Source organism: Haloarchaeobius iranensis, assembly GCF_900103505.1.
GTDB classification, from domain to species: domain Archaea; phylum Halobacteriota; class Halobacteria; order Halobacteriales; family Natrialbaceae; genus Haloarchaeobius; species Haloarchaeobius iranensis.
The window spans coordinates 41,998-62,585 of record NZ_FNIA01000006.1; the positions used below are offsets into that span (position 1 = coordinate 41,998).

Sequence of the window (20,588 nt, forward strand, 5' to 3'; positions counted from 1 at the left end):
CTCTATCGCCAGCTCGATGACACAAAAAGCTACTCGCTCGGCGTCGAGTCGCCCGCGAAAGAAGCGCTCGGTCGTCGGCTGTACGGCTGGCAGGTGGGGGTGTGAGTTACCTAGCCGGCGTTCACATCGCACCGCCCATGCCGCCCATGCCACCCATGCCACCCATGCCGCCGGGTGCGCCGCCCTCGTCGTCACCCTTGTCGGTGCTCAGGTCACCGGCGGAGATGATGTCGTCGATCTTGAGGACGAGGTTCGCGGCCTCGGTGGCGGAGGACAGGGCCTGCTCCTTGGAGTGGGCGGGCTCGACGACGCCCGACTCGAAGGTGTCCTCGACCTCGCCGCTGAAGACGTTCAGCCCGGACCGCTTGTCGCCGCCCTCGTGGGCGGCGCGCAGGTCGACGAGCGTGTCGATGGAGTCCAGGCCGGCGTTCTCGGCGAGGACGCGCGGGACGAGCTCCAGCGAGTCCGCGAAGGCCTCGACGGCCAGCTGCTCGCGGCCCTCGACGCCGTCGGCGAAGCTGCGGAGACGGTCCGCGACCTCTACCTCGATGGCACCGCCGCCGGCGACGACGCGGCCGTCGGAGACGGTCTGTGCGACGACGTCGAGCGCGTCGCTGACACCGCGCTCCAGCTCGTCGACGACGTGGTCGGTGGAGCCGCGCAGGAGGAGAGTCACGCCGTGGGCGTTCTCCGCGCCCTTGACGTAGAACAGCTCGTCCTCGTCGTCGCGCTCGACGTTACCGAAGCCGAGGTCCTCGGGGCCGAAGTCGTCGAGGTCGGAGACGATGTTCGCGCCGAGGATCTCGCGCAGGAAGCGCACGTCGGCCTTCTTCACGCGACGGACGGCGAGGATGCCCTCCTTCGCGAGGTAGTGCTGTGCGAGGTCGTCGATACCCTTCTGGCAGAAGACGACGTCGGCGCCGGAGTCGACGATCTGCTGGACCTTCTGCTTGAGCTGCTTCTCCTCCTGGTCGAGGAACTGCTGGAGCTGGCTCGGGTCCGTGACGTTGACCTCGGTGTCGACGTCGGTCTCCTCGATCTCGACGGCCTCGTTGAGCAGGAGGATGTTCGCCTCCTCGGCGGACTTCGGCATGTTGTCGTGGACGGGGTCCTTGTCGATGACCGCGCCCTTCAGGAGCTCGGAGTTGGAGGCGGACTGACCCGTCTGGGTCTCGATGTTGAGGTACTGCATGTCGACCTGCCCCTCGACGGTGACCGAGCTGATTGCCTCGACGATGATCTGGGCGAGGTGCTCCTTGTCGAGCTCGGCACCCTTGCCGGTCATCGAGGTCTCGGCGACCTTCCGGAGGAGGTCCTCGTCGTCGGCGTCGACGTCCTCGGAGATGTCGTCGATCTCCTCGCGGGCCTGCTGGCTCGCGAGGTGGAAGCCCTTGATGATGGCGGTCGGGTGGATGTCCTGCTCGAGGAGGTCCTCGGCGTTCTTCAGGAGCTCACCCGCGACCGCGACGGCCGTCGTGGTGCCGTCGCCGGCCTCGTCCTCCTGCGTCTCGGCGACCTCGATGATCATCTCGGCCGTCGGGTTGTCGATGTCCATCTCCTTCAGGATGGTGACGCCGTCGTTCGTGATGGTCACGTCGCCCATCGAGTCGACGAGCATCTTGTCCATCCCTTTCGGGCCGAGTGTGGAGCGTACGGCCTCGGCGACCGCGCGAGCGGCCTGGATGTTGTACTCCTGCGCGTCACGGTCCTTGACGCGCTGGGATTCCTCGGACATCACGATCATCGGCTGTCCCTGCTGCATTCGCTGGCTCATGGTCACTCGAATCTATGAATGTGATTCTATATAAAAGTTGGCGTTCCGTGTCCCGCCGTTGGACGGAGTCCGTTCGGGACGGCTCGTCAGAACCGCAGTACTGCAGCCCATTCTGCCGCCCACATTGACAAACAGTAACACGACACAGACGTGCGATGGAGACCGCAATCCCCGGGATTTATATATCGTTGCTCGGCCCGTCGCTGCCGACCGCGCTCGTATCGATAGTCGTCACTACACGGCCGGTAAATTCCTGGCTATCGTGTGGTAAATATACATCCACCATTCGACATTGCCATCGGCACCCATAAATATATTATTTCCGACAGTTTCACGGTCGGTGCCGGACAGCCTCTACTCGATGTCCGACGACGGCACCCCCCGGCACGTACAGACCAACCGACGTGGCTTCCTGCGGAGCGTCGGCACCACCGCCGTAGCTGGCGGTCTCGCGAGCATGCTCGGCGAGCGGGCTATCGCCGAGCCGGTCGCACCCGACGACGACGGCACCGGCTCCCCGTTCTCGGTCGACCCCGCAGCGGACCCCGACGAGACGTTCCCCCAGTCCGTGATGAGCGGCGGCCCCACGGCTGCGGGTGCGCTCGTCTGGACGCGAATCGCCCCCTCGGCGTACCAGGACGACCAGCCACTCGGCGTCCAGGTCGCCACCGACGAGAGCTTCGAGGACGTCGTGTTCGAGGGGAGCGTCCCGGCGAGCGAGATCGGCCCCAAACACGACTACACCGTCACCGTCGACCTCGATGGCGAGCTCGACAGCGACCGGTTCTACCACTACCAGTTCGTCTACGGCGACACCGCCACCCGCGCCGGCCGGCTCCGGACACTGCCGGCCCCCGACGAGAGCGTCGACTCCGTGTCGTTCGCCGTCCTCACCTGTCAGGACTACCAGAACGGCTACTACGGCGCGTACCACCACCTCGCGAACGAGGACGTCGACTTCCTCGTCCACCTCGGCGACTTCATCTACGAGTCGGCCGACGGCGCGTACGTCTCCCCGACCGAGGGCATCAAACCCGGACGCGACCTCGAGCTCCCGAGCGGCGCGTCCCTCGCGGAGTCCCTCGACGACTTCCGGCACCTCTACAACACGTACAAGGCCGACCCGCTGCTCCAGGAGGGCCTCGAACAGCACACCCTCATCGCGGGCTGGGACGACCACGAGATCGGCAACAACCGCTACTGGGACTACGCGACCGGCTCCCCGGTCCTCCCGGACAAGGAAGGCGGCGACGACCCGGAGTTCGCCCTCGAAGTCACGGCCAACGGCATCCAGGCGTGGGTCGAGCACATGCCGATGCGCGTCGAGTACGACCCCGCCGCCGAGCAGCTGCACGAGCAGTTCCAGCTCTGGCGGCAGTTCCGCTTCGGCGACCTCGTCGACCTCGCGTTCACCGACGAGCGCCTCTACCGCGACGGCCCACCGTGCGAGGACGCGACCGTCACCTGCACCGACGAGGAGGCCGAAGACCGGACCGTCCTCGGCGACGAACAGCAGGCCTGGTTCGAGTCCTGGGTCGCCGGCTCCGACGCCACCTGGACCACCTGGGCGAACGAGGTGCTCAACATGCCGCTGACGAAGGGCGACGGGTTCGACCAGATCGAGTTCATCCACGACTCCTGGGACGGCTTCCAGTACGAGCGCTGGGAGCTGATGCAGCACGTCGCGGAGACCGACCCGCAGAACTTCGTCACGCTCACCGGCGACCTCCACTGCGCGATGGCCGGCTACATGATGGAGGGCTACGGCGAGATCGACTGGCAGTGGGACTACGACCGCGTCGGCGTCGAGCTCATGACGCCCTCGGTCACCAGCGTCAACGCCGCCGACGTCGTCGACTTCCCCGACGACTGGGACCGCGACGCCCTCGCCGCCATCGCCAAAGAGGAGAACGAACATCTCTCCTACGTCGACTGGCATCACCACGGCTACGCCGTCGTCGAGTTCACGACCGAGGACTGTACGTACACCGTCTACAGCGTCGACAAAGAGGAGAACTCCGCGAACGCGACGAAGGAGAAGCTCGCCGAGTACCGCACCCCGAACGGCGACATCGAGATCGAGGAGTTGTACCAGGAGTAGCGTAGCGCGATTCGGACCACGAAGACGCAGTTTTTTCAGGTAGCCTCAGTGGAACCTACTGGAGCGTGTGTCCCTCCTTCCACTTCGCTAAATTTGCGGTACTCACTGCAAGTGTAACCCGACTGAATATTCCCATTTTCTAATTGTGCAACCCCATAGTTGACTTCTGACGATGTGGGGCAAGAGACCGCGATATTCTTGATATTCACTTTTGATTCGGTGGTTACAACGTACACTCTCTCAGGTCGCCCCCGGAACTCGTGTTCCTCGTTTGTATAGCCACCACCGCCAAGTTGATACCGTCTGGAGAACATCGTCTCCCCCTGTTCGTCCGTAAAAAAGACAGTCATAGTTACTGGCTCAGGGTGGTAATTCCGGACGACAACATTTATTTTCTGCTTCGAGCCACTCTGCTGATTTGTAAGTGACGAACAGCCGGACAACGATGCAAGGAGAGAACCGAGAACTGCTCTACGTTTCATGTTCCTCTATTCCTCACCAGGGTCAAAATGCATTTGGTGATTGCTAGTGGCGGTGTTCAGATAAGCATTGAAAGGTGAGGAACGGCATTTTCGAAGTGTTCTATGCCCGAAAACGCCGTCGTCAACGGGGGTATGGACGAGATCGAGTTAGGTTTTGTGGAGCGCGAAGCGACATCGCAGCCGTTGATGAAGCTCAGTATTCAGCTACATCTTGCTGGCCTCTCGCTTTCGGATACTGTTTCGATTCTCGAACTGTTCGGTGTTGACCGTGTCAAATCGACCGTTCACAACTGGGTGCACAAGGCTGATCTACTGCCCGAGGATGGTCACTCACCGGATCACGTCGCCGTTGACGAGACCGTGATCCAACTCGATAACGAACGGTACTGGCTGTACGCTGCCGTCGACCCCAAAACCAACGAATTGCTGCATACGAAGCTCCAACCAACCAGAACGAACGTGCTCGCTCACGCGTTCTTCACGGAACTGCGCGAGAAACACGACGGCGCGACACCGCTGAAAGACGCCTGCACCCGTCATGGGCTCGATTTCCGCTACGAGAAACACGGAAATCGAAACAGTGTCGAACGTGTCTTTCGAGAGGCAAAACGCAGAACTACCTCTTTCTCGAACTGTTTCAGCCACGCCGAAGCTGAAACTGCTGACGAGTGGCTCAAATCATTCGCCTTCGCATGGAATCAGCTAATCTGAACGCGACCCGACACAGACACAAAAATATTAGCTTTATACGATCATACGTGGAATGGGCCGTGTAATTCCTTTGGACTGACTGCATCGTTCCCGTGTTCGATTGGGATTACCTACACTACAAACAGTTCTGTGGATCATGAGACGACAACGACCGAAGACGATGGAACCAGCGGATTGTTCGTTAGCAAGGACCGCCTCTCTTCCTAGTTACTCTCTTCAATAATGCTCGGCCCGTCGTTCGACGGGTCGTTCACCGCCGTCGATACCGGGTACGCTCGCATCGCGTCGGCGGGATAGGGGTCGAGCAGCGTCTCTGCCTCGTCCGCGTCCCCGTGGAGCCACGTCTCGTACTCTTCAGGCGCGAGCAGCACCGCCATCCGGTGGTGCAGGTCCGCCACGAGTTCGTTCGGCTCCGTCGTCAGCACGGTGAACGAGACGTGCCGTTTCGTCTCCGGCTCTGCCGACCCGCCAGCGAACGCGTCGAGGCCGGGCTGGCGCTCGACGCCCTCCCAGACGGCGAACAGCCCGGCCATCGCGAACGGGGCGTCGTCCTCCATCGTCACCCGGTAGGGCTGCTTGCCGCTCCCGGTCTCGACCCACTCGTAGAAGCCGTCGGCGGGGACGAGACAGCGGCCCGCCGTCACCGCCTCGTCGTCGCCATCACCCTCGAACGCCGCCCGGAACGTCGGTTTCGCGCGCACGGTCTCGGAGCGCGCGTTGATGGGCTTGCTCGCGTCCGCCGGGTCGTCGGCCCACGACGGGACCAGACCCCAGTTCGCGTCCGAGAGCTCGTCGTCGCCGTCGCTACGAATCACCGGCAGGTCCTGTCCCGGCGCGGCGTTGTACCGCGGCTCGAACCGCTCGGGCACTCGGACGCCGAACGCCGACGCCAGCTCGTCGGTGTCGACGAACAGGCTGTACCGTCCACACATGACCGCACGTACGCACGGGGACTACTTACGACCGTGCATCGCGGTCGTCGTCCCCGTCCTCGTCCCGGCGGTCGCGCCGGCGGCGGCTCCCGCTCCGGCGTCGGCTGCTGCCGTCACCCCGCTCGTCGGCATCACGGCGGTCGCGTCGTTCGTCGGCCCGGCGCCCGTTCGTCCCGGTCTCGCGGTCGTGCCTGTCACCGCGGGCGTCGCGGTCCGTGCGCCGACCGCCCTGCTCACTCCTGTCACGCCGGTCCCCCCGGTCGCAGCTGTCACGACGGTCACGGCTGTCGCTGCGGTCTCGCCCGCGCCGCCGCTCGCCGGCGGCACGGTGCTCGTCCGGGTCGCGCCGACGCGTCCGTGCCTCGGTGTGTTCGGCCACGTCCCGTTCGATTCGCTCCTCGTGGTCTCGGCCGCCGGCGGAGCCGCCCCCGCCGCGCCGGTCCGCCACCGCCGAGGCCGTCTTCGACTTCACCGTCCCGCCGGCGTCGGCGCCCTTCTTCGCCGTCTCCTTCGCGGCGAGCCAGGTCGTGTGCAGCGACTCGAACGTGTAGAAGCCCGCGAGGATGCAGCCGACGAACAGGAATAGCACGGCGTCGACCTCCCCGCCGAGCATCGGCACCGTCACGTTGTACTCGACGCCGACGAGGCTCAGCGCGAGCGTCGCCGCGCCGCCGACGCCGAAGCCCGCGTATCGGCTCACCTTCTCCGCGGCGGTCAGCAGCGTCCACACCAGCCCCGCGAGCGCCGCGATGGAGGCCATCGCGTCGAACACGCGGGCGGCGTACTCCTCGCCGACGAGCAGCCCGACGGTCCGCCGGGCCAGTCGCCGGCCGACCGTCTTCGCGGTGACGACGAGCAGACTCGCCACGCCGAAGACGAGCAGTCCGGCGACCAGCGTGTTGCCTTCGGCCAATCCGAGGACGGCGTCGACCACCGCCAGAACGAGGCCCAGCGACAGGCAGTACGCCGTTCCCGCCAGCGCGTATCGCTTCCGCTCGGCCGTCGCGAGCAGCATCGGCACGACGACGGCCGTCAGCCCGAACAGCAGCGGGACGGCGGGTGCTGTCGGTAGCAACGCGAGCATCAGCAGCGTCACGACGACCCCCAGCGCCGTCGCGTGTCGGAAATCGAGGTCCTCCCTCATGTCCCTCGCCAAGACGCGTGGGGGCGATAAAGTTACTGCCCGCTGTCAGGAACTGACCGTCGAAAAAGTGGGAACCGTCGGGGTCGCTGCGGAGTCGGGGAGCGGTCAGTCGGCTTCGGCCTGTTCGGCGGGTCGCCCCACTCCCCGCCTCACTTCTCGAGGCGAACTCCCTCGCTAACGCTCGCGGGTCGTTCCTCCCCGCTCGCCAGACCGAGGTCTCGCTGCGCTCGACCTCGCGTCAGTCGTCCGCCTCGCCCTTCTCGATGGGGGCACCGACGAGGTTGCCCCACTCGGTCCAGGAGCCGTCGTAGTTGATAGCGTCCTCGTAGCCGAGCAGCTCGTGGAGCGCGAACCAGGCGACCGAGGAGCGCTCGCCGATGCGGCAGTAGGCGACGGTCGTCGAGTCGCCGTCGATGCCCTTGTCGGCGTACAGCTCGCGGATCTCGTCGGCGGTCTTGAACGTGCCGTCGTCGTTCGTCACCGCCGCCCAGGAGATGTTCTGGGCGCCGGGGATGTGGCCGCCGCGCTGGGCGGTCTCCTGCAGTCCCGGGGGCGCGAGGATCTCGCCCTTGAACTCCTCGGGCGAACGCACGTCGACGAGGGGGACGCCGCGCTCGATGGCGTTCTCGACGTCCTCGCGGTACGCGCGGATGCTCTCGCGCGGGCCGCTGGCGGTGTAGTCGACGGCGTCGAACTCGGGCACGTCCGCCGTGAGCGGGTAGTCGTGCTCGAGCCAGTAGTCGCGGCCACCGTCCATGAGCTTCACGTCGTCGTGGCCGTAGTACTTGAACTGCCAGTACGTGTACGCCGCGAACCAGTTCGAGTTGTCGCCGTAGAGGACGACGGTCGAGTCCTCGGTGATGCCGTGGCTCCCGAGCAGCTCCTCGAAGTCCGCCTTCGTGAGGATGTCACGGGTGGTCTGGTCCTGGAGCTGTGTCTCCCAGTTGAAGCCGATGGCGCCGGGCGCGTGGCCCTCGTCGTAGGCTTCCGTGTCGACGTCGACCTCCACGAGTCGGTGTGCGGGGTCGTCGCTCTGGAACTCCTCGAGGTTGTCCTCGACCCAGTCGGCCGAGACGAGTACGTCTTTCGCGTAGTCAGTCATACACCCGTAGTTATCGCTACAGGGGTATATTCCTGTTCCACACCGGCATCGCCCGCCGGTCATCGGCCGAAGCGGAGAGAATCGCCGGTGGTTGGGCCGGACCCGGCCGCCAGTCCGTGGCACACGGACACCCCCACGGTGCGGTCGCCGGCCGAACTATCCGTCGCCCGATAGTTGTTCGCAGGCCAACAATCGGCAACAGTTGCCGACCTCTACGAGACGGGGGGTTCCGCCGGCATCGTGGGTGCTTAACCGCCCCGAGACGTACTGTCGTCCATGATAGACGCGCCACGGGTAGTCTCCCGGGAGTGGCTCGCCGACGAACTGGACTCGGTACGGGTCGTGGACGTGCGCGACGCCTGGGAGTACGAGGGAATCGGCCACATCCCCGGCGCGGTCTCGGTGCCGTTCGACTCGTTCCGTGACGAGGCCAGCGACGCACCGGGCACCCTGCCGGACCCCGACGACTGGAACGCCCTCCTCTCGGCCGCCGGCGTCGCGACCGACGACACGCTCGTCGCCTACGACGACACCCACGGCGTGTTCGCCGCTCGGTTCGTCGTCACCGCGCTCGCGTACGGGCACGCGGACGTCCACCTCCTCGATGGCGACTTCTCAGCCTGGCGGCTCGCCCACGAGACCGAGAGCGGCACGCCCGAGGTCGAGCCGACCGAGTACGTGGGCCGGTTCGACGAGGACTGGCCGCTGGTCGACGCGGCGGACGTCCTCGCCGCGCTCGACACAGACGCCGTCCTCGTCGACACCCGCGAGGACTGGGAGTACGAGGAGGGCCACATCCCCGGCGCACAGCTGCTCGACTGGCGCGAGTTCGTCGACGAGGAGAGCCGCGGACTGAAACCAGAAGCCGAGCTCAGGGAGCTACTCGAGACACGCGGTATCACGCCCGACCGTCGGGTCGTCCTCTACTGCAACACCGCCCGGCGCATCAGCCACACCTACGTCGTCCTCGACCACCTCGGCTACGAGGACGTCTCCTTCTTCGAAGGGAGCCTCACCGAGTGGGAGTCCATCGACGGCCCGCTGGAGACCGCCTAGCCGTCGTCGCCGTCCGGGTCAGCGTCGACTTCCGGCTCGGGCACGTCCGTCCCGCCGTCGGTGTCGGTACCCTCGGCGTCCGGCGGCGGCCCCCCGGCGTCCGTCAGCCCGCCCTCGGCACCGTCGTCCGGCACCTCGTCGTCCCCCTCGTCTGGGACTGGAACCTCCGGCACCTCGTCGGAGAGCAACGTCACGCTCTCCGTGAACAGCGCGACCGCCAGCGGCCCCATGATGACCCCGACCGGGCCGACCGTGAGCAGACCACCGACGAATCCCACGAAGTAGAGACTGCCCGGCATGTCGGCGGTCATCGCCGCCAGCCGCGGCCGGATGAGCGCGTCCGGCAGGTAGGCGATGACGACGCCACCAACGACGACGATCAGGATTGCTGCGTTCACGTCCCCGACGCTCATGTGGTACAGTGCGGCCGCGCCGATGAGCAGGCTCGGCCCGATGACCGGCAGGAACTGGAGGACGCCCGCGATGACCGCCATCGTGACGGGGAAGTCGTAGCCGAGCAGCCAGAACGTGGGAAGCGCCATCGCGAACGTCCCCACCGCGGTAGCGATCTGGAGCAGGTAGATCGCCTGTAGCGTGTCCTTCGTCCGCTCGTGGAGCGCTCGCATCGCGTCACGGTACTCGACGGGGACGACCCCCAGTACGGTCCGGTACGCGTGGTCCTGTCCGATGAGGAAGCCGAACAGCACCATCACGAACACGAGGACCTTCAGGCTGAGGTCCGGTGCGGCCCGCGCCGCGTCCTCCAGCAGCACCGTCATCAAGTCCAGCGCCATCGACTGGGCCTCCTCGAGCGAGAGCTCGTACGTCGTCCCAAGGGCGGTCACGGAGAAGGTCTCCGGCAGCGTCTGGACGAGCCCGAACATCTGCTCCCGGCGGAGGTACGCGACCACGAACAGCGGCGAGAACACGACGACGCCACCGACGAAGGTCGCGCCGGTGGTGACGACCGCCGCCCAGTACTCGGGGATGCCGCGGGCCTCGAGTCGCTTCTGGAGCGGGAGCACGACGCTCGCGACCGTCAACGCGAAGAACACCGTTCCGAACACGGCCGAGATGACACTCCAGGTGAGGGCGCCGACGACGACCACCACCAGTGCGAGTCCGAGTCGGCGGTTCAACTCCATCACTTGACTACGTCATCGCGGGGATAGAAAAATACTCCGTCCTCCCGGCGACCCGATGCCGCCCTCCGGAAATCGTCGCACGAACGCCCGTTCCGCCACATCACGCCCCTTTTGTACCACCGAGTGCAATCACCCACTAATGAGACGCAGAGCGTTCCTGAGTGGTGCAGGGTCGGCGGGGGCACTCGCACTCGCGGGCTGTCTGACCCAGGGCGGTGGTGGCGGGGAGCCGAGCGGCACACTGACGGTCGCGACGTACGAGTCGTTCGTCGACTCGCCGTCGTCCAGCCCCGGTGGGTGGATAAAGCAGAACTTCGAGGCCGAGTACGACGACGTGACCGTCGAGTACGTGACGCCCGAGAACGGCGTCACGAACTACGTCCAGCGGAAGCAACAGGGCGCGCCGGTCGAGGCCGACGTCTACGTCGGGCTGAACGTGGACGACCTCGTGACCATCGACGCCACGCTCGGCGACGACACGCGGCTGTTCCGCGAGCTCGACCGCGACTTCGTCTCGAACGCCGAGCACCTCCGTCCCGAGCTGGAGTTCGGCGACCCCAAGAGCCGCGTCCTCCCGTACGACACCGGCTACATCAGCCTCGTCTACGACGAGGAGGCGGTCGACGAGCCGGCGACGTTCGACGACCTGACCAGCCCGGCGTACGAAGGGACGCTCCTCGCACAGAACGCCCAGAGCGCGGACTCGGGACAGGCCTTCCTCCTCTGGACCATCAACGAGTTCGGCGCGGACGGCTACCTCGACTACTGGCGCGACCTCCAGGCGAACGACGTGCGTATCCTCGGGAGCTGGTGGGACGCCTACAGCGCCTACCTCGAGTCCGAGCGCCCGATGGTCGTCTCCTACTCCACCGACCAGGTGTTCGCCAACGAGGACGACCTCCCGATGAGCCGGCACCGGATCGGCTTCCTCGAGGACCAGGGCTACGCCAACCCCGAGGGGATGGCCGTCGTCGAGGACTCCGGGAACGTCGACCTGGCCACGGACTTCTTGAACTTCATGCTCCGCGGCGAGACCCAGGCCGAAATCGCGGTCCAGAACGTCCAGTTCCCCGCCGTGACCGACGACCAGGTCGACCTCGACGACTCGTTCGCCCAGTACGCCCACCGCCCGCCCGAGGCCGTCTCCTTCGGCTACGAGGAGCTCGAGGGCAACCTCTCGGGATGGGTTGACGAGTGGGCACGCACCATCGCGAGCAACTAACTCGAGGGGGCGAGTTCGGGGAGCCATGAGCCGGCGCGAGTGGACCGGACTGTCCGCGGACCGCACACTCCGCAGCCTCGCCGTCGCGGCCACCGTCGTGACCGCGGGCGTCCTCCTGCTCGTGCTCTACTTCCCGGTCGGGCTGGTGTTCGCCGAGGCGTTCGGCGGTTCCAGGCCGCTCGACTCCTTCGCGAGCACCCTCACCGACCCGTTCTACACCGGCGTCCTCGCGGAGCTGTTCGCCCGGCCGTTCGCCGTCGGGGTCCACCTCGACAACGTTGGCTCGTGGTTCGCCGGCGTCTCGGTCGGCCCAGGCGGCGTGGACACCCCGCCGCTCAGCAAGGGGCTCTTCGGGTTCACCGCCTACCAGGCCGTGCTGTCGACGCTCGCCAGCGTCGCCATCGGCCTACCCGGTGCGTACGTCCTCGCGAACTACGAGTTCCGGGGGCGACGCACCCTCCGCTCGCTGACCATCGTCCCCTTCGTCCTTCCGGGCATCATGGTCGCGAGCGGCTTCTACGCGGCGTTCGGGCAGGCCGGCCTGCTGAACGACGTGCTCGCGCTCGTGGGGGTCGGTCCACAGCGACTCATCGAGACGAACCCGCTGTTCGTCGTGATTCTCGCCCACGCGTTCTACAACGCGCCGCTGGTCGCCCGGGTCGCGACGGCGGCCTGGGAGTCCGTCGACTACCGGGCCGTCGAGACCGCCCGGAGCCTCGGCGCGACCCGCCGCCGCGCGTTCCGCGACGTGGTGCTCCCGCAGCTGACGCCGGCCATCGCGACCGGTGCGCTCCTGACGTTCCTCTTTACCTTCCTCACGTTCCCCATCGTCCTCGCCATCGGCGGTCTCGAACTGGCGACGGTCGAGGTCTGGGTGTACTACCAGCTCACGGAGGTGCTCGCGTTCGAGGAGGCCGCGACGCTCGCCGTGCTGGAGACGGCCATCTCGCTCGGCGTGACCTACGCCTACCTGCGCTACGAGTCGGCCCAGCGCGCCGCGAACCCCGGCGAGGGGCCGCCACGCGAGCCGCTGTTCGGCCGTGCGAGCGACGCCGCCGGCTCCTGGCTCGCACGCAGCCGTGTCGTCGGGGCGCTCGACGCCCGCCGGCTCGCTATCGCGGGCTACACCCTCGTCGTGGTCGTCCTGTTCGTCGGCCCGCTCGGGGCGATGGTGCTGGAAGGGCTCACCGACGGCAGCGGGCTCACGCTCCGGCACTACGAGTTCCTGCTGCAGCGGCAGGCGTCGGGCGCGAGCTTCCAGACCAAGCCCCTGCCGGCCATCCGGAACTCGCTCGTGTTCGGCGTCGCGACGGTCGCCGTTGCCCTCCCGATGGGGCTCGTCGTCTCCGTGGCCAGCACCGGCGAGGGGCGCTGGCGCTCGCTGCTCGAGACGGCGACGATGCTCCCGTTCGCCGTCTCCGGCATCGTCTTCGGCATCGGCCTGCTCCGCGGGCTCGTCTTCGGCATCTCGCTCCCGGGCGGCTGGCGGTTCGTCATCACGGGCGGGGTCGCCATCGTCGCCGCCCACGCCGTCGCCGCCTACCCGTTCGTCGTGCGCAACGTCGCGCCACAGCTCGCGGGCGTCGACCCCCGCCTCGTGGAGTCCGCTCGGAGCCTCGGCGCGAGCCGGGTGCGGGCGTTCCTCGACGTCGAGCTCCGGCTGGCCGCGACCGGCCTCGTTGCCGGGGCCGCGTTCGCGTTCGCCATCAGCATCGGCGAGTTCGATTCGACGGTGATTTTGGCGAGCGACGTCGCTGGCGACACAGTGACCTACACGATGCCGGTCGCCGTCGAGCGCTACCTCGGCCGTCGCTTCGGGCCCGCGATGGCCATGGGCACGGTGCTGCTCGTCGTCACCGCCGTCAGCTTCGTCGTGGTCGACCGCCTCGGTGGGAGGGTCGAGCGTGGCTGAGCTCACCCTCGAGGGCGTCTCAGTCAGCTACGGCGACGCGGTCGCGCTCTCGGACGTACACCTCGACGTAGCCGACGGCGAGTTCTTCACCCTCGTCGGTCCCTCCGGCTGCGGCAAGACCACGACCCTGCGGAGCATCGCGGGCTTCGAGACGCCCGACACCGGCGAGCTCCGCTTCGGCGGCCGGGAGATGACCGGCGTCCCGCCGGAGGAGCGCGACGTGGGCGTCGTCTTCCAGAACTACGCGCTGTTCCCGCACATGAGCGTCGCCGAGAACATCGGCTACGGGTTGCGCTTCCACCCCGTCGACGACCCCGAGGCCCGCGTCGCCGAACTCCTCTCCCTCGTCGACCTCGACGGCTTCGGCGACCGCGACCCGACCGAACTCTCTGGCGGCCAGCAACAGCGTGTCTCGCTCGCGCGTGCACTCGCCCCCGAACCAGACGTGCTCCTCCTCGACGAGCCGATGAGCGCGCTCGACGCCCGCCTCCGCGAGGAGCTCCGGCGCGAGGTGAGACGCATCCAGACGGACCTCGGCATCACCACCGTCTACGTCACCCACGACCAGGAGGAGGCGCTCGCCGTCTCCGACCGCGTCGCCGTCATGCACGACGGCCGCGTCGAGCAGGTCGGCACCCCCCGCGAGGTGTACCACGAGCCGGCGAGCCGGTTCGTCGCGTCGTTCGTCGGCGAGAACAACCTGTTCGACGGCGAGCGCGTCGACGGCGGCGTCCGCGTCGACGGCACCACGTTCACCGTCGACGGCCTCGACGCCGCCGGTCGGGACACCGGCGGCCACGCCACCCTCTGCGTGCGTCCGGAACACCTCCGGCGGGACGCCGCCGAGAACCGCTTCGCCCTCACCGTCGAGCAGTCCGAGTTCCTCGGCGAGGCGACCCGCGTCCACTGCGACTGGGACGGCCGGACGGTCGTCTGGCGCACCGACCGCAGGGTGCCCGAGCGCGGTGCGGCGGTGACGCTCGGGTTCGCGCCCGAACACGGTCGACTGCTGTAGGAGGGCTCGACGAACCGGCACCCGACCGGTGCTCACTCCAGCGGAATCGAGATCTCGACGCTGTCGTACCGCACCGCCGCCCGCTCGACGCGCCCGTTCTCGTCCGGGTCGACCCGCACGAGCCCGAACCGCTCGAGCACGTTCAGCGCGTCGGCGATCTCGTCCTCGTCGCGGTCGAGCACGCCAGCGAGGTCCGCAACCGTGGTCGGTTCGTCACTCCCGAGCTCCCGGAGGAGTCGGACGTTCGCCGGGGCGAACAGCCGTGCGAGTTCGGCCTCGCTCCGGACGCTGAGCGCGTCGGCGGTCCCTCCGTCGATGCGCTGGTAGAACTCGTCCGCGGACTCGAGCCGAACCCGGAAGGGCTCCCCGTCCGCGTCACGCTGACTGGCCATATCCTCAGAGGAACTCGCGCATGGTGATTTAAACCTTGCCCTAACTAGATGCCGCCGTACTGGCCGTGTCCGCCGTCGCGTTCGGCGGGTGGATACGGACGCCACCCCCGTCGGTCGCCGTGGCGCTCGCGCCCTCGACGAACACCTCGGGACCGACGAACAGCACGACGGTCGCCGAGTCGACGCGGACGACGCGGAAGCTCGCCTCGGTGACGTTCCCGGCGGTGGTGTTCGAAACGTGGTCCGCGATGGCCTGCTCGAACTCGTCGGCGTCGCGCTCGGTGTCCCAGCGCGTGACCCAGGCGTCGCCGGTGCCGTCGAGCGAGCCGAACGTGACCCTGGTGTCGTTGCCCCAGCCCGTCGCGGCGGTGTCGGCGCGCGAGTCGGAGAGGTGGGCCGTCAGCACCGCGTAGGTCCAGAGCTCCCCGCGGCGATTCGGGCCACCGGGTCCGGGCTCGCGGACGACGCTCCAGTTCTCGGTCCCGGTCGGGGTCACCGAGAGCGCCGCGGGTGGCTCCTCGGTTGGCGAGTAGTTGTGCCGGAGCTGTTCGGTGGTGTTCGGCGGGTTCTCGTAGACGGTCCCGAGGGTCGCCGGGTCGTCGATACGGGCGGCGATGTAGCGCGCGCCGACGCAGTACGGGGCGAAGGTCAGCTTCGTCGCCGCGTCGCCCGACTCGTACCGCTCGCAGACGCGCTGTCGGTCCGACGCCGTCTCGCCGTAGCGCTCGACGTACGCCGTCGCGACGTAGCTCGCACCGCCCTCGCTGAGTGCGTGTGCCGCCGCGGGAGACTGCAGGGAGAGCCGTTGTACAGCCTCGTGCCAGCCACGCTGGTACTGGACGGCGTGAGCGTACTCGTGGACGAGCACCGAGCGGACGGTCGGTGCCGTCGCGCGGTCGGAGAGACCCAGCCGGACCTCGTCACCGGTCGATGCGATTCCCGTGACACCCCACTCGTTCGTCCACGACCCGTTCGGGACGCCGAGTTTCCGAGCGAACCCGGGCGACGGTTCGGGTACGTTCCGGCGTACGGAGCCGTCGTCGACCCGGGTCCGCGGTCGCTCTGCGTCGACGTCGAGCAGGACTTCGAGCCGCTCGAAGGTGTGCGACTGGGTCACCGGGAGCAGTTCGTCGCCCCCGGTGTCGCCGTCGGCTGCGGTTGTGGTGGCGGTGGTTCGCTCGACGGCGGTCGGCTCGGTCGTCGTCGGTGCGACGGCCGTCGCGTCCCCTTCGTCGGTCGTCCCGGTCGGCTGGTCGGCGACGGGTGCGCCACAGCCGGCGAGGACGAGGAGGAGACAGCAGGCGAGCCGTCGGAGTGGAGGGCTCCGCATGGCACCCCATGGCCCTAACCGTCGGAAATGGCTTACGAAAACAGGGTCCGCAGTCAGCCCAGCCGCGCCACGAGGTCGGCCCCTTCGACGTAGGGGATGCCCTCGCGGTCGGCGTAGGCGCGGGCGTCGGCAGGGGTGAGCGCGCCGCCGGTCTCGTCGTCGAGCATCTCGCAGACGACGACGGCGGGGGCGACGCCGGCCGCCTCGGCGAGCGCGACGCCGAGTTCGGTGTGGCCGAGGCGGTGGTCGAGCAGGCCGGGGGCGGCCCGGAGGAGGTGGACGTGGCCGGGGGCGCGGAACTCCTCGACGAACGGGAAGCCGTCGGGGTCGGCCGCGGCCTCCGCGAGCTTCGTGATGGTGAGCGCGCGGTCCTCGTCGGGGATGCCGGTGAAGGTGTCGCGGTGGTTCACCGTCAGCGAGAACGAGGAGCGCTCGTCGTAGTCGAGCTCGTGGTCGGCGGCGAGGGGGTGGTCGAGCGTCTCCTGCACGAACGGGAGGTCGAAGGCGTCGGCGACGGCGTCGGGCAGCGCGACGCAGACGAGGCCGCCGGCGTCGTTGCGCATCCGGCGGACGGCGGCGGGCGTGACGCCGTGGGCGGGGTAGACGAGGTCGGTCTCGCCCTCGCGGTCGGCGGCGTCGTGGATGGCGACGGGCTCGCCGGCGCGGAAGGCCGCGACCGCGCGGTCCACGTCGTCGGCGTCGACGGGAACGTCGGCGTCGACGTCGCCGTCGTGGTGCTGTGACCGGGTCATCTCACTGCTCCCTGACATGGATGGTCACCTCGGCCTCGTCTCCCAGGTCGAGCGCGTCCCGGAGCTTGTCGGGCGCGATGACCTCCAGCTGGTCCTCGTCGTGGTGGGTGCGCTCGGGGGCGATGGTGTGTGCGTTCTCGTAGGTGGTCCCGTCGGCGGTCTCGACGGTGGCGGGGTAGCAGACCGCGGGGCCGTACGTGCGCTCGTCGTCCTCCCAGCCGTCGATGTGGGCCGGCTCGATGGCGGACATCGCGGTGCGCCGGCGGACGCTCTCGTCGTCGAGGTCGACGTTGAGCGTGCCGAGGAACGGCTCGTAGCCCAGCTTCTCCTCGAACTGGCGCATGTAGCCGGGCAGGGAGATGTAGTGGCGTCCCTCGCCCATCCCGCTGGTGACGACGCCGGCGAGTTCGACGCTCGTCTCGCCCTCGAAGACGCGGCGGTAGTCCTCGTACTCGGCGCGGAGGGCGCGCTCGCCCTCGTCGGTGAGCTGGACCCACTGGCCGTCGCTGACGGTCTCGCGGGTGATGTAGCCGGCGTCCTCGAGTCGCTGGAGGCGTCGGGAGGCGGTCTGCGTGGAGGCGTCGAGCCGTCCGGCGAGCCCGGAACAGGACACCTTCACCTCGCCGTCGATGGCGCCGTCGAGCGCGAGGAGCTTCGCGACGGCGAGTTCGTCGTGACCGACCGCGTACGACGCTGTCTCTGACATAGGCTGGGCTTGGAACTCGCACCGGATAAGCATACCGAATACGGTATGCGTAACATCTTCGTTATAGCACCGTCACGCAGTCGTGACGGTCGCGTAGAAACAAGACTCGTGTGGAAAGTTGTCGCGATATCACTAAAGCGCGTCGGTCACGGCGCGGCACAGGCCAGAACCGTTAACTCGAATCCACACTCGTGTCCGATAAGTGAGTAAAGCGACGACGTCACCCATCGTCCGGGTGACGCCAGCGGACGGCGACCGACGAGCGCGCTCCCTCGGCGGCCGGTCCGTCAGGTCTGTGCCGGCACACGCCGACGACGACCCGGCCGAGGTCGCGGAGCGTGCCCTCGCCGACGACCCGTCCTGCGTCGTCTGCGACCACCACGCCGGTCTGGACGGCCTCGCGGTCCTGCGAGCGCTCCGCCGGGCCGCACCGTCGGTCACGGTGATCCTCTGGACGCCCGAACCGGACGGCGCGGTCGCGAGCGACGCGACCCTCCTCGGTGCCGACACCTACGCGTACGGCGACCGGCTCACGGACGCCGTCGTCGCGGCCACGACCGACCAACACGGGGCGACAGCCGACGCCGAGGGCGGTCGAGCGAGCGACGCGGGGGCGGCATCAACCTCAAGCGCGGGCGAGAACCTGCTCGAGCGCATCGACGACGGCTTCTTCGCCATCGACGACGACGGCCGCTTCAGCTACGTCAACAGCCGGGCGGCCGCCCTCCTCGCCGCCGACCCGGACGACCTCATCGGACAGCCGGTCGCCGACGTGTACGACACCCCCCACGCGGAGCCGTTCCTCGACCGGTACGAGCAGGCGATGGACCGACAGGAGACCGCCACGTTCGAGCAGTACTTCGAGCCGCTCGACGCGTGGTTCGAGGTGTCGGCCTACCCCGACGAGGCGGGGCTGTCGGTCTTCTTCAGCGACATCACCGAGCAGAAACAGCGGGAACGGATGCTCGACGGACTCCTCGACACGACCCGTCGGCTCATGGCCGCCGACGGGAGCACCGCCGTCGCCGACATCGCCGTCGAGGCGGCGCGTGACGTCCTCGGCTTCGACTACGTCGCCGTCAGGCTGTACGACGAGGAGACGGAGACCCTCGAACTGGTCAGCCGGACGGCCACGGTCGTCGAGGAGATGCCGACGCGGCCGACCTACGACGCCGACGAGGGCAACGTCGGGCGCGCGTTCAGCCGGAACCAGACGGTCGAGACCGCGGTCGACCTCGGCTCGGTGTCGGCGGCGCGCTACCTGCCCCTCGGCGGGTTCGGCGTCATCTCCGTCGGTGCGAGCGACCCCGCGCAGTTCGACGACCTCCGTCGGGGCGTCCTCGAAGTGCTGGCCGCCAACGCGACCGCCGGGCTCGAGCGGGCCGACCGCGAGACGACGCTCCAGCAGTACGAGCGCGTCCTCGAGACGGTCAACGACATGGTGTACGTCCTCGACGAACACGGCCGGCTCGACTACCTCACCCGGCCGCTGGCCGAGTTCCTCGGCTACGAGCGCGAGACGATACTCGACGAGCACCCGACCCGGTTCATCGCACCAGCCGACAGGAGCTACGTCCAGAACCGCATCGAGCGGCTCGTCGCGGGCACCGAGAGCGACGACGAGACCTTCGAGGTCCGCCTCGAGACCGCCGGGAGCGAGCTCGTCCCGGTACAGATCGACTCCGCGGTGCTGACCGACGGCGACGACCGGCGCTTCGCCGGCACCGTCGGCGTCGTCCGCGACATCTCCGACCTCAAGCGCACACGGGAGGAGCTCGAGGCCGAGAACGCGCGGTTCCGGAACCTGTTCGACCACATCCCCGACCCCGTCTCGGAGGCCCGCTTCGAGGACGGCGAACCAATCGTCACCCGGGTCAACCAGGCGTTCGAGCGCGTCTTCGGCTACGACAGCGACGTGGTCGTCGGTGGCTCGCTCAACGACCTCATCGTCCCCGACGGGGAGCGCGACCGGGCGCGCCGACTGGACCAGCGCTCGACCCGGGAGCCGGTCGTGACCGAGGAGGTCACTCGTCTCACCGCGACGGGCAAGCGTGACTTCCTCTTCCGCGGGGTGAGCTACGAGCGCGAGAACGGGACGCGGGCCGGCTACGCCATCTACACCGACATCAGCGCCCAGAAGGACCGGCAGCGCCGCCTCCAGGTCCTGCACACGGTCCTGCGGCACAACCTTCGCACGGAGCTCACCCTGGCACGCGGGCACGCCGACCGGCTGGCCGACGAGACCGGGAGCCAGGCCGTGGCCGACCTCCAGAACGCCATCACCGAGATCGAGAACCTGAGCGCGAAGGCCCGAACGCTCGAACGTGTCGTCGCCGACGAGACCTACCCCGCGGTCGATACGACCGACATCGTCTCGCGTGTGCGGTCCGTCGTCGACCGGTGTCGGACGCGCTATCCCGCGGCGACCATCCGGGTCGACCTCCCCGAGCGCGCGGACGCGGTCGCCGACTACCGGCTCGAGCTCGCCATCGAGAACCTGGTCGAGAACTCGGTCGACCACGCGTCTGACGGCGAGCCCGAGATCGTCGTCGACGTGCGAAACGAGTCGACCGCCGTCCTCGTCACCGTGCGCGACGACGGCCCGGGCATCCCGTCGCACGAACGCGCGCTGGTCGCCGGCGAGCGCGACATCACCCAGCTCGAACACGGCAGCGGGCTCGGGCTCTGGATCGTCGCGACGGCGATCCGCTCGCTCGGGGGTGAGCTGACGTTCACCGACGACGCGGCCGGCGCTGCGGTCGAGCTCAGGCTGCACCCCGCGTAGGCCAGGAGCGTTACTTCCGGTGATCAG

General features: G+C 68.1%; 17 protein-coding genes. 7 read left to right on the plus strand and 10 right to left on the minus strand.

Annotated features, from left to right (window positions below):
• Positions 1-121: 121 nt before the first annotated feature.
• The gene (thsB, locus tag BLT27_RS06590) at positions 122-1,774 is read right to left on the minus strand and encodes a thermosome subunit beta (protein ID WP_089732417.1); all 1,653 of its coding nucleotides are present in this window, start codon (positions 1,772-1,774) and stop codon (positions 122-124) included.
• 361 nt (positions 1,775-2,135) lie between these two features.
• On the opposite strand from thsB, the gene BLT27_RS06595 reads away from it, so the two are divergent.
• The gene (locus tag BLT27_RS06595) at positions 2,136-3,875 is read left to right on the plus strand and encodes an alkaline phosphatase D family protein (protein WP_089732253.1); all 1,740 of its coding nucleotides are present in this window, start codon (positions 2,136-2,138) and stop codon (positions 3,873-3,875) included.
• Between the two features lie 35 nt (positions 3,876-3,910).
• Here BLT27_RS06595 and BLT27_RS19055 read toward each other — a convergent pair whose 3' ends face one another.
• The gene (locus tag BLT27_RS19055; protein ID WP_139172269.1) at positions 3,911-4,357 is read right to left on the minus strand and encodes a hypothetical protein; all 447 of its coding nucleotides are present in this window, start codon (positions 4,355-4,357) and stop codon (positions 3,911-3,913) included.
• Between the two features lie 102 nt (positions 4,358-4,459).
• Between BLT27_RS19055 and BLT27_RS06600 the strand changes: the two genes are divergently transcribed.
• Positions 4,460-5,068 (plus strand): IS6 family transposase, encoded by a 609-nt coding sequence (locus BLT27_RS06600; protein WP_089732254.1) that lies wholly within the window; start codon positions 4,460-4,462, stop codon positions 5,066-5,068.
• Between the two features lie 203 nt (positions 5,069-5,271).
• Here the strand turns inward: BLT27_RS06600 and BLT27_RS06605 are convergent, their stop codons facing one another.
• From BLT27_RS06605 to BLT27_RS06615, 3 genes are all read right to left on the minus strand, one after another.
• The gene (locus BLT27_RS06605) at positions 5,272-6,000 is read right to left on the minus strand and encodes an SOS response-associated peptidase (RefSeq protein WP_089732255.1); all 729 of its coding nucleotides are present in this window, start codon (positions 5,998-6,000) and stop codon (positions 5,272-5,274) included.
• 25 nt (positions 6,001-6,025) lie between these two features.
• Positions 6,026-7,144 (minus strand): hypothetical protein, encoded by a 1,119-nt coding sequence (locus tag BLT27_RS06610; protein WP_089732256.1) that lies wholly within the window; start codon positions 7,142-7,144, stop codon positions 6,026-6,028.
• Positions 7,145-7,382: 238 nt separating this feature from the next.
• Positions 7,383-8,246, minus strand: coding sequence for a sulfurtransferase (locus BLT27_RS06615; protein WP_089732257.1), 864 nt, complete (start codon positions 8,244-8,246; stop codon positions 7,383-7,385).
• A 276-nt stretch (positions 8,247-8,522) separates the two neighbouring features.
• Between BLT27_RS06615 and BLT27_RS06620 the strand changes: the two genes are divergently transcribed.
• Complete coding sequence (locus BLT27_RS06620) at positions 8,523-9,302, plus strand: sulfurtransferase (protein WP_089732258.1); 780 nt, start codon at positions 8,523-8,525, stop codon at positions 9,300-9,302.
• On the opposite strand, the gene BLT27_RS06625 is transcribed toward BLT27_RS06620, so the two are convergent.
• Positions 9,299-10,447, minus strand: a complete 1,149-nt coding sequence (locus BLT27_RS06625; RefSeq protein ID WP_089732259.1) for an AI-2E family transporter — start codon at positions 10,445-10,447, stop codon at positions 9,299-9,301. The genes BLT27_RS06620 and BLT27_RS06625 overlap by 4 nt on opposite strands.
• Positions 10,448-10,586: 139 nt before the next feature.
• On the opposite strand from BLT27_RS06625, the gene BLT27_RS06630 reads away from it, so the two are divergent.
• The 3 genes from BLT27_RS06630 to BLT27_RS06640 are packed head-to-tail and all read left to right on the plus strand — an operon-like array spanning position 10,587 to position 14,596.
• Positions 10,587-11,669 carry a thiamine ABC transporter substrate-binding protein gene (locus BLT27_RS06630; RefSeq protein WP_089732260.1) on the plus strand — a complete coding sequence of 361 codons (1,083 nt, stop codon included), beginning with the start codon at positions 10,587-10,589 and terminating at the stop codon, positions 11,667-11,669.
• A 25-nt stretch (positions 11,670-11,694) separates the two neighbouring features.
• Positions 11,695-13,581, plus strand: coding sequence for an ABC transporter permease (locus tag BLT27_RS06635; protein ID WP_089732261.1), 1,887 nt, complete (start codon positions 11,695-11,697; stop codon positions 13,579-13,581).
• Complete coding sequence (locus BLT27_RS06640; protein WP_089732262.1) at positions 13,574-14,596, plus strand: ABC transporter ATP-binding protein; 1,023 nt, start codon at positions 13,574-13,576, stop codon at positions 14,594-14,596. The genes BLT27_RS06635 and BLT27_RS06640 overlap by 8 nt, the downstream gene beginning before the upstream one ends.
• Before the next feature lie 32 nt (positions 14,597-14,628).
• Here BLT27_RS06640 and BLT27_RS06645 read toward each other — a convergent pair whose 3' ends face one another.
• Genes BLT27_RS06645 through BLT27_RS06660 form a run of 4 tightly spaced genes read right to left on the minus strand, consistent with a single transcriptional unit; the run spans position 14,629 to position 17,776 of the window.
• On the minus strand, positions 14,629-14,988 hold the full coding sequence (locus BLT27_RS06645) for an HVO_A0114 family putative DNA-binding protein (RefSeq protein WP_089732263.1): 360 nt from the start codon (positions 14,986-14,988) through the stop codon (positions 14,629-14,631).
• Between the two features lie 40 nt (positions 14,989-15,028).
• On the minus strand, positions 15,029-16,318 hold the full coding sequence (locus BLT27_RS06650) for a hypothetical protein (protein WP_089732264.1): 1,290 nt from the start codon (positions 16,316-16,318) through the stop codon (positions 15,029-15,031).
• Between the two features lie 53 nt (positions 16,319-16,371).
• Positions 16,372-17,088, minus strand: a complete 717-nt coding sequence (ribB, locus tag BLT27_RS06655) for a 3,4-dihydroxy-2-butanone-4-phosphate synthase (RefSeq protein ID WP_390255063.1) — start codon at positions 17,086-17,088, stop codon at positions 16,372-16,374.
• Positions 17,072-17,776 carry a DUF120 domain-containing protein gene (locus BLT27_RS06660; RefSeq protein WP_089732266.1) on the minus strand — a complete coding sequence of 235 codons (705 nt, stop codon included), beginning with the start codon at positions 17,774-17,776 and terminating at the stop codon, positions 17,072-17,074. Before BLT27_RS06660 ends, ribB begins: the two co-directional genes overlap by 17 nt.
• Before the next feature lie 202 nt (positions 17,777-17,978).
• On the opposite strand from BLT27_RS06660, the gene BLT27_RS06665 reads away from it, so the two are divergent.
• Positions 17,979-20,561 (plus strand): PAS domain S-box protein, encoded by a 2,583-nt coding sequence (locus BLT27_RS06665; RefSeq protein WP_089732267.1) that lies wholly within the window; start codon positions 17,979-17,981, stop codon positions 20,559-20,561.
• The last annotated feature ends 27 nt before the right edge of the window (positions 20,562-20,588 follow it).

Excerpts from the sequence above, each read along its gene's own strand:
- thsB (WP_089732417.1), bottom strand. The coding sequence starts at position 1,774 with ATGAGCCAGCGAATGCAGCAGGGACAGCCGATGATCGTGATGTCCGAG.
- BLT27_RS06610 (WP_089732256.1), bottom strand. The coding sequence starts at position 7,144 with ATGAGGGAGGACCTCGATTTCCGACACGCGACGGCGCTGGGGGTCGTC.
- BLT27_RS06620 (WP_089732258.1), top strand. The coding sequence starts at position 8,523 with ATGATAGACGCGCCACGGGTAGTCTCCCGGGAGTGGCTCGCCGACGAA.
- BLT27_RS06595 (WP_089732253.1), top strand. The coding sequence starts at position 2,136 with ATGTCCGACGACGGCACCCCCCGGCACGTACAGACCAACCGACGTGGC.
- BLT27_RS06600 (WP_089732254.1), top strand. The coding sequence starts at position 4,460 with ATGCCCGAAAACGCCGTCGTCAACGGGGGTATGGACGAGATCGAGTTA.
- BLT27_RS06615 (WP_089732257.1), bottom strand. The coding sequence starts at position 8,246 with ATGACTGACTACGCGAAAGACGTACTCGTCTCGGCCGACTGGGTCGAG.
- BLT27_RS06605 (WP_089732255.1), bottom strand. The coding sequence starts at position 6,000 with ATGTGTGGACGGTACAGCCTGTTCGTCGACACCGACGAGCTGGCGTCG.
- BLT27_RS06645 (WP_089732263.1), bottom strand. The coding sequence starts at position 14,988 with ATGGCCAGTCAGCGTGACGCGGACGGGGAGCCCTTCCGGGTTCGGCTC.
- BLT27_RS06625 (WP_089732259.1), bottom strand. The coding sequence starts at position 10,447 with ATGGAGTTGAACCGCCGACTCGGACTCGCACTGGTGGTGGTCGTCGTC.
- BLT27_RS06660 (WP_089732266.1), bottom strand. The coding sequence starts at position 17,776 with ATGTCAGAGACAGCGTCGTACGCGGTCGGTCACGACGAACTCGCCGTC.
- BLT27_RS06630 (WP_089732260.1), top strand. The coding sequence starts at position 10,587 with ATGAGACGCAGAGCGTTCCTGAGTGGTGCAGGGTCGGCGGGGGCACTC.
- BLT27_RS06635 (WP_089732261.1), top strand. The coding sequence starts at position 11,695 with ATGAGCCGGCGCGAGTGGACCGGACTGTCCGCGGACCGCACACTCCGC.
- BLT27_RS19055 (WP_139172269.1), bottom strand. The coding sequence starts at position 4,357 with ATGAAACGTAGAGCAGTTCTCGGTTCTCTCCTTGCATCGTTGTCCGGC.
- BLT27_RS06650 (WP_089732264.1), bottom strand. The coding sequence starts at position 16,318 with ATGCGGAGCCCTCCACTCCGACGGCTCGCCTGCTGTCTCCTCCTCGTC.
- ribB (WP_390255063.1), bottom strand. The coding sequence starts at position 17,088 with ATGTCAGGGAGCAGTGAGATGACCCGGTCACAGCACCACGACGGCGAC.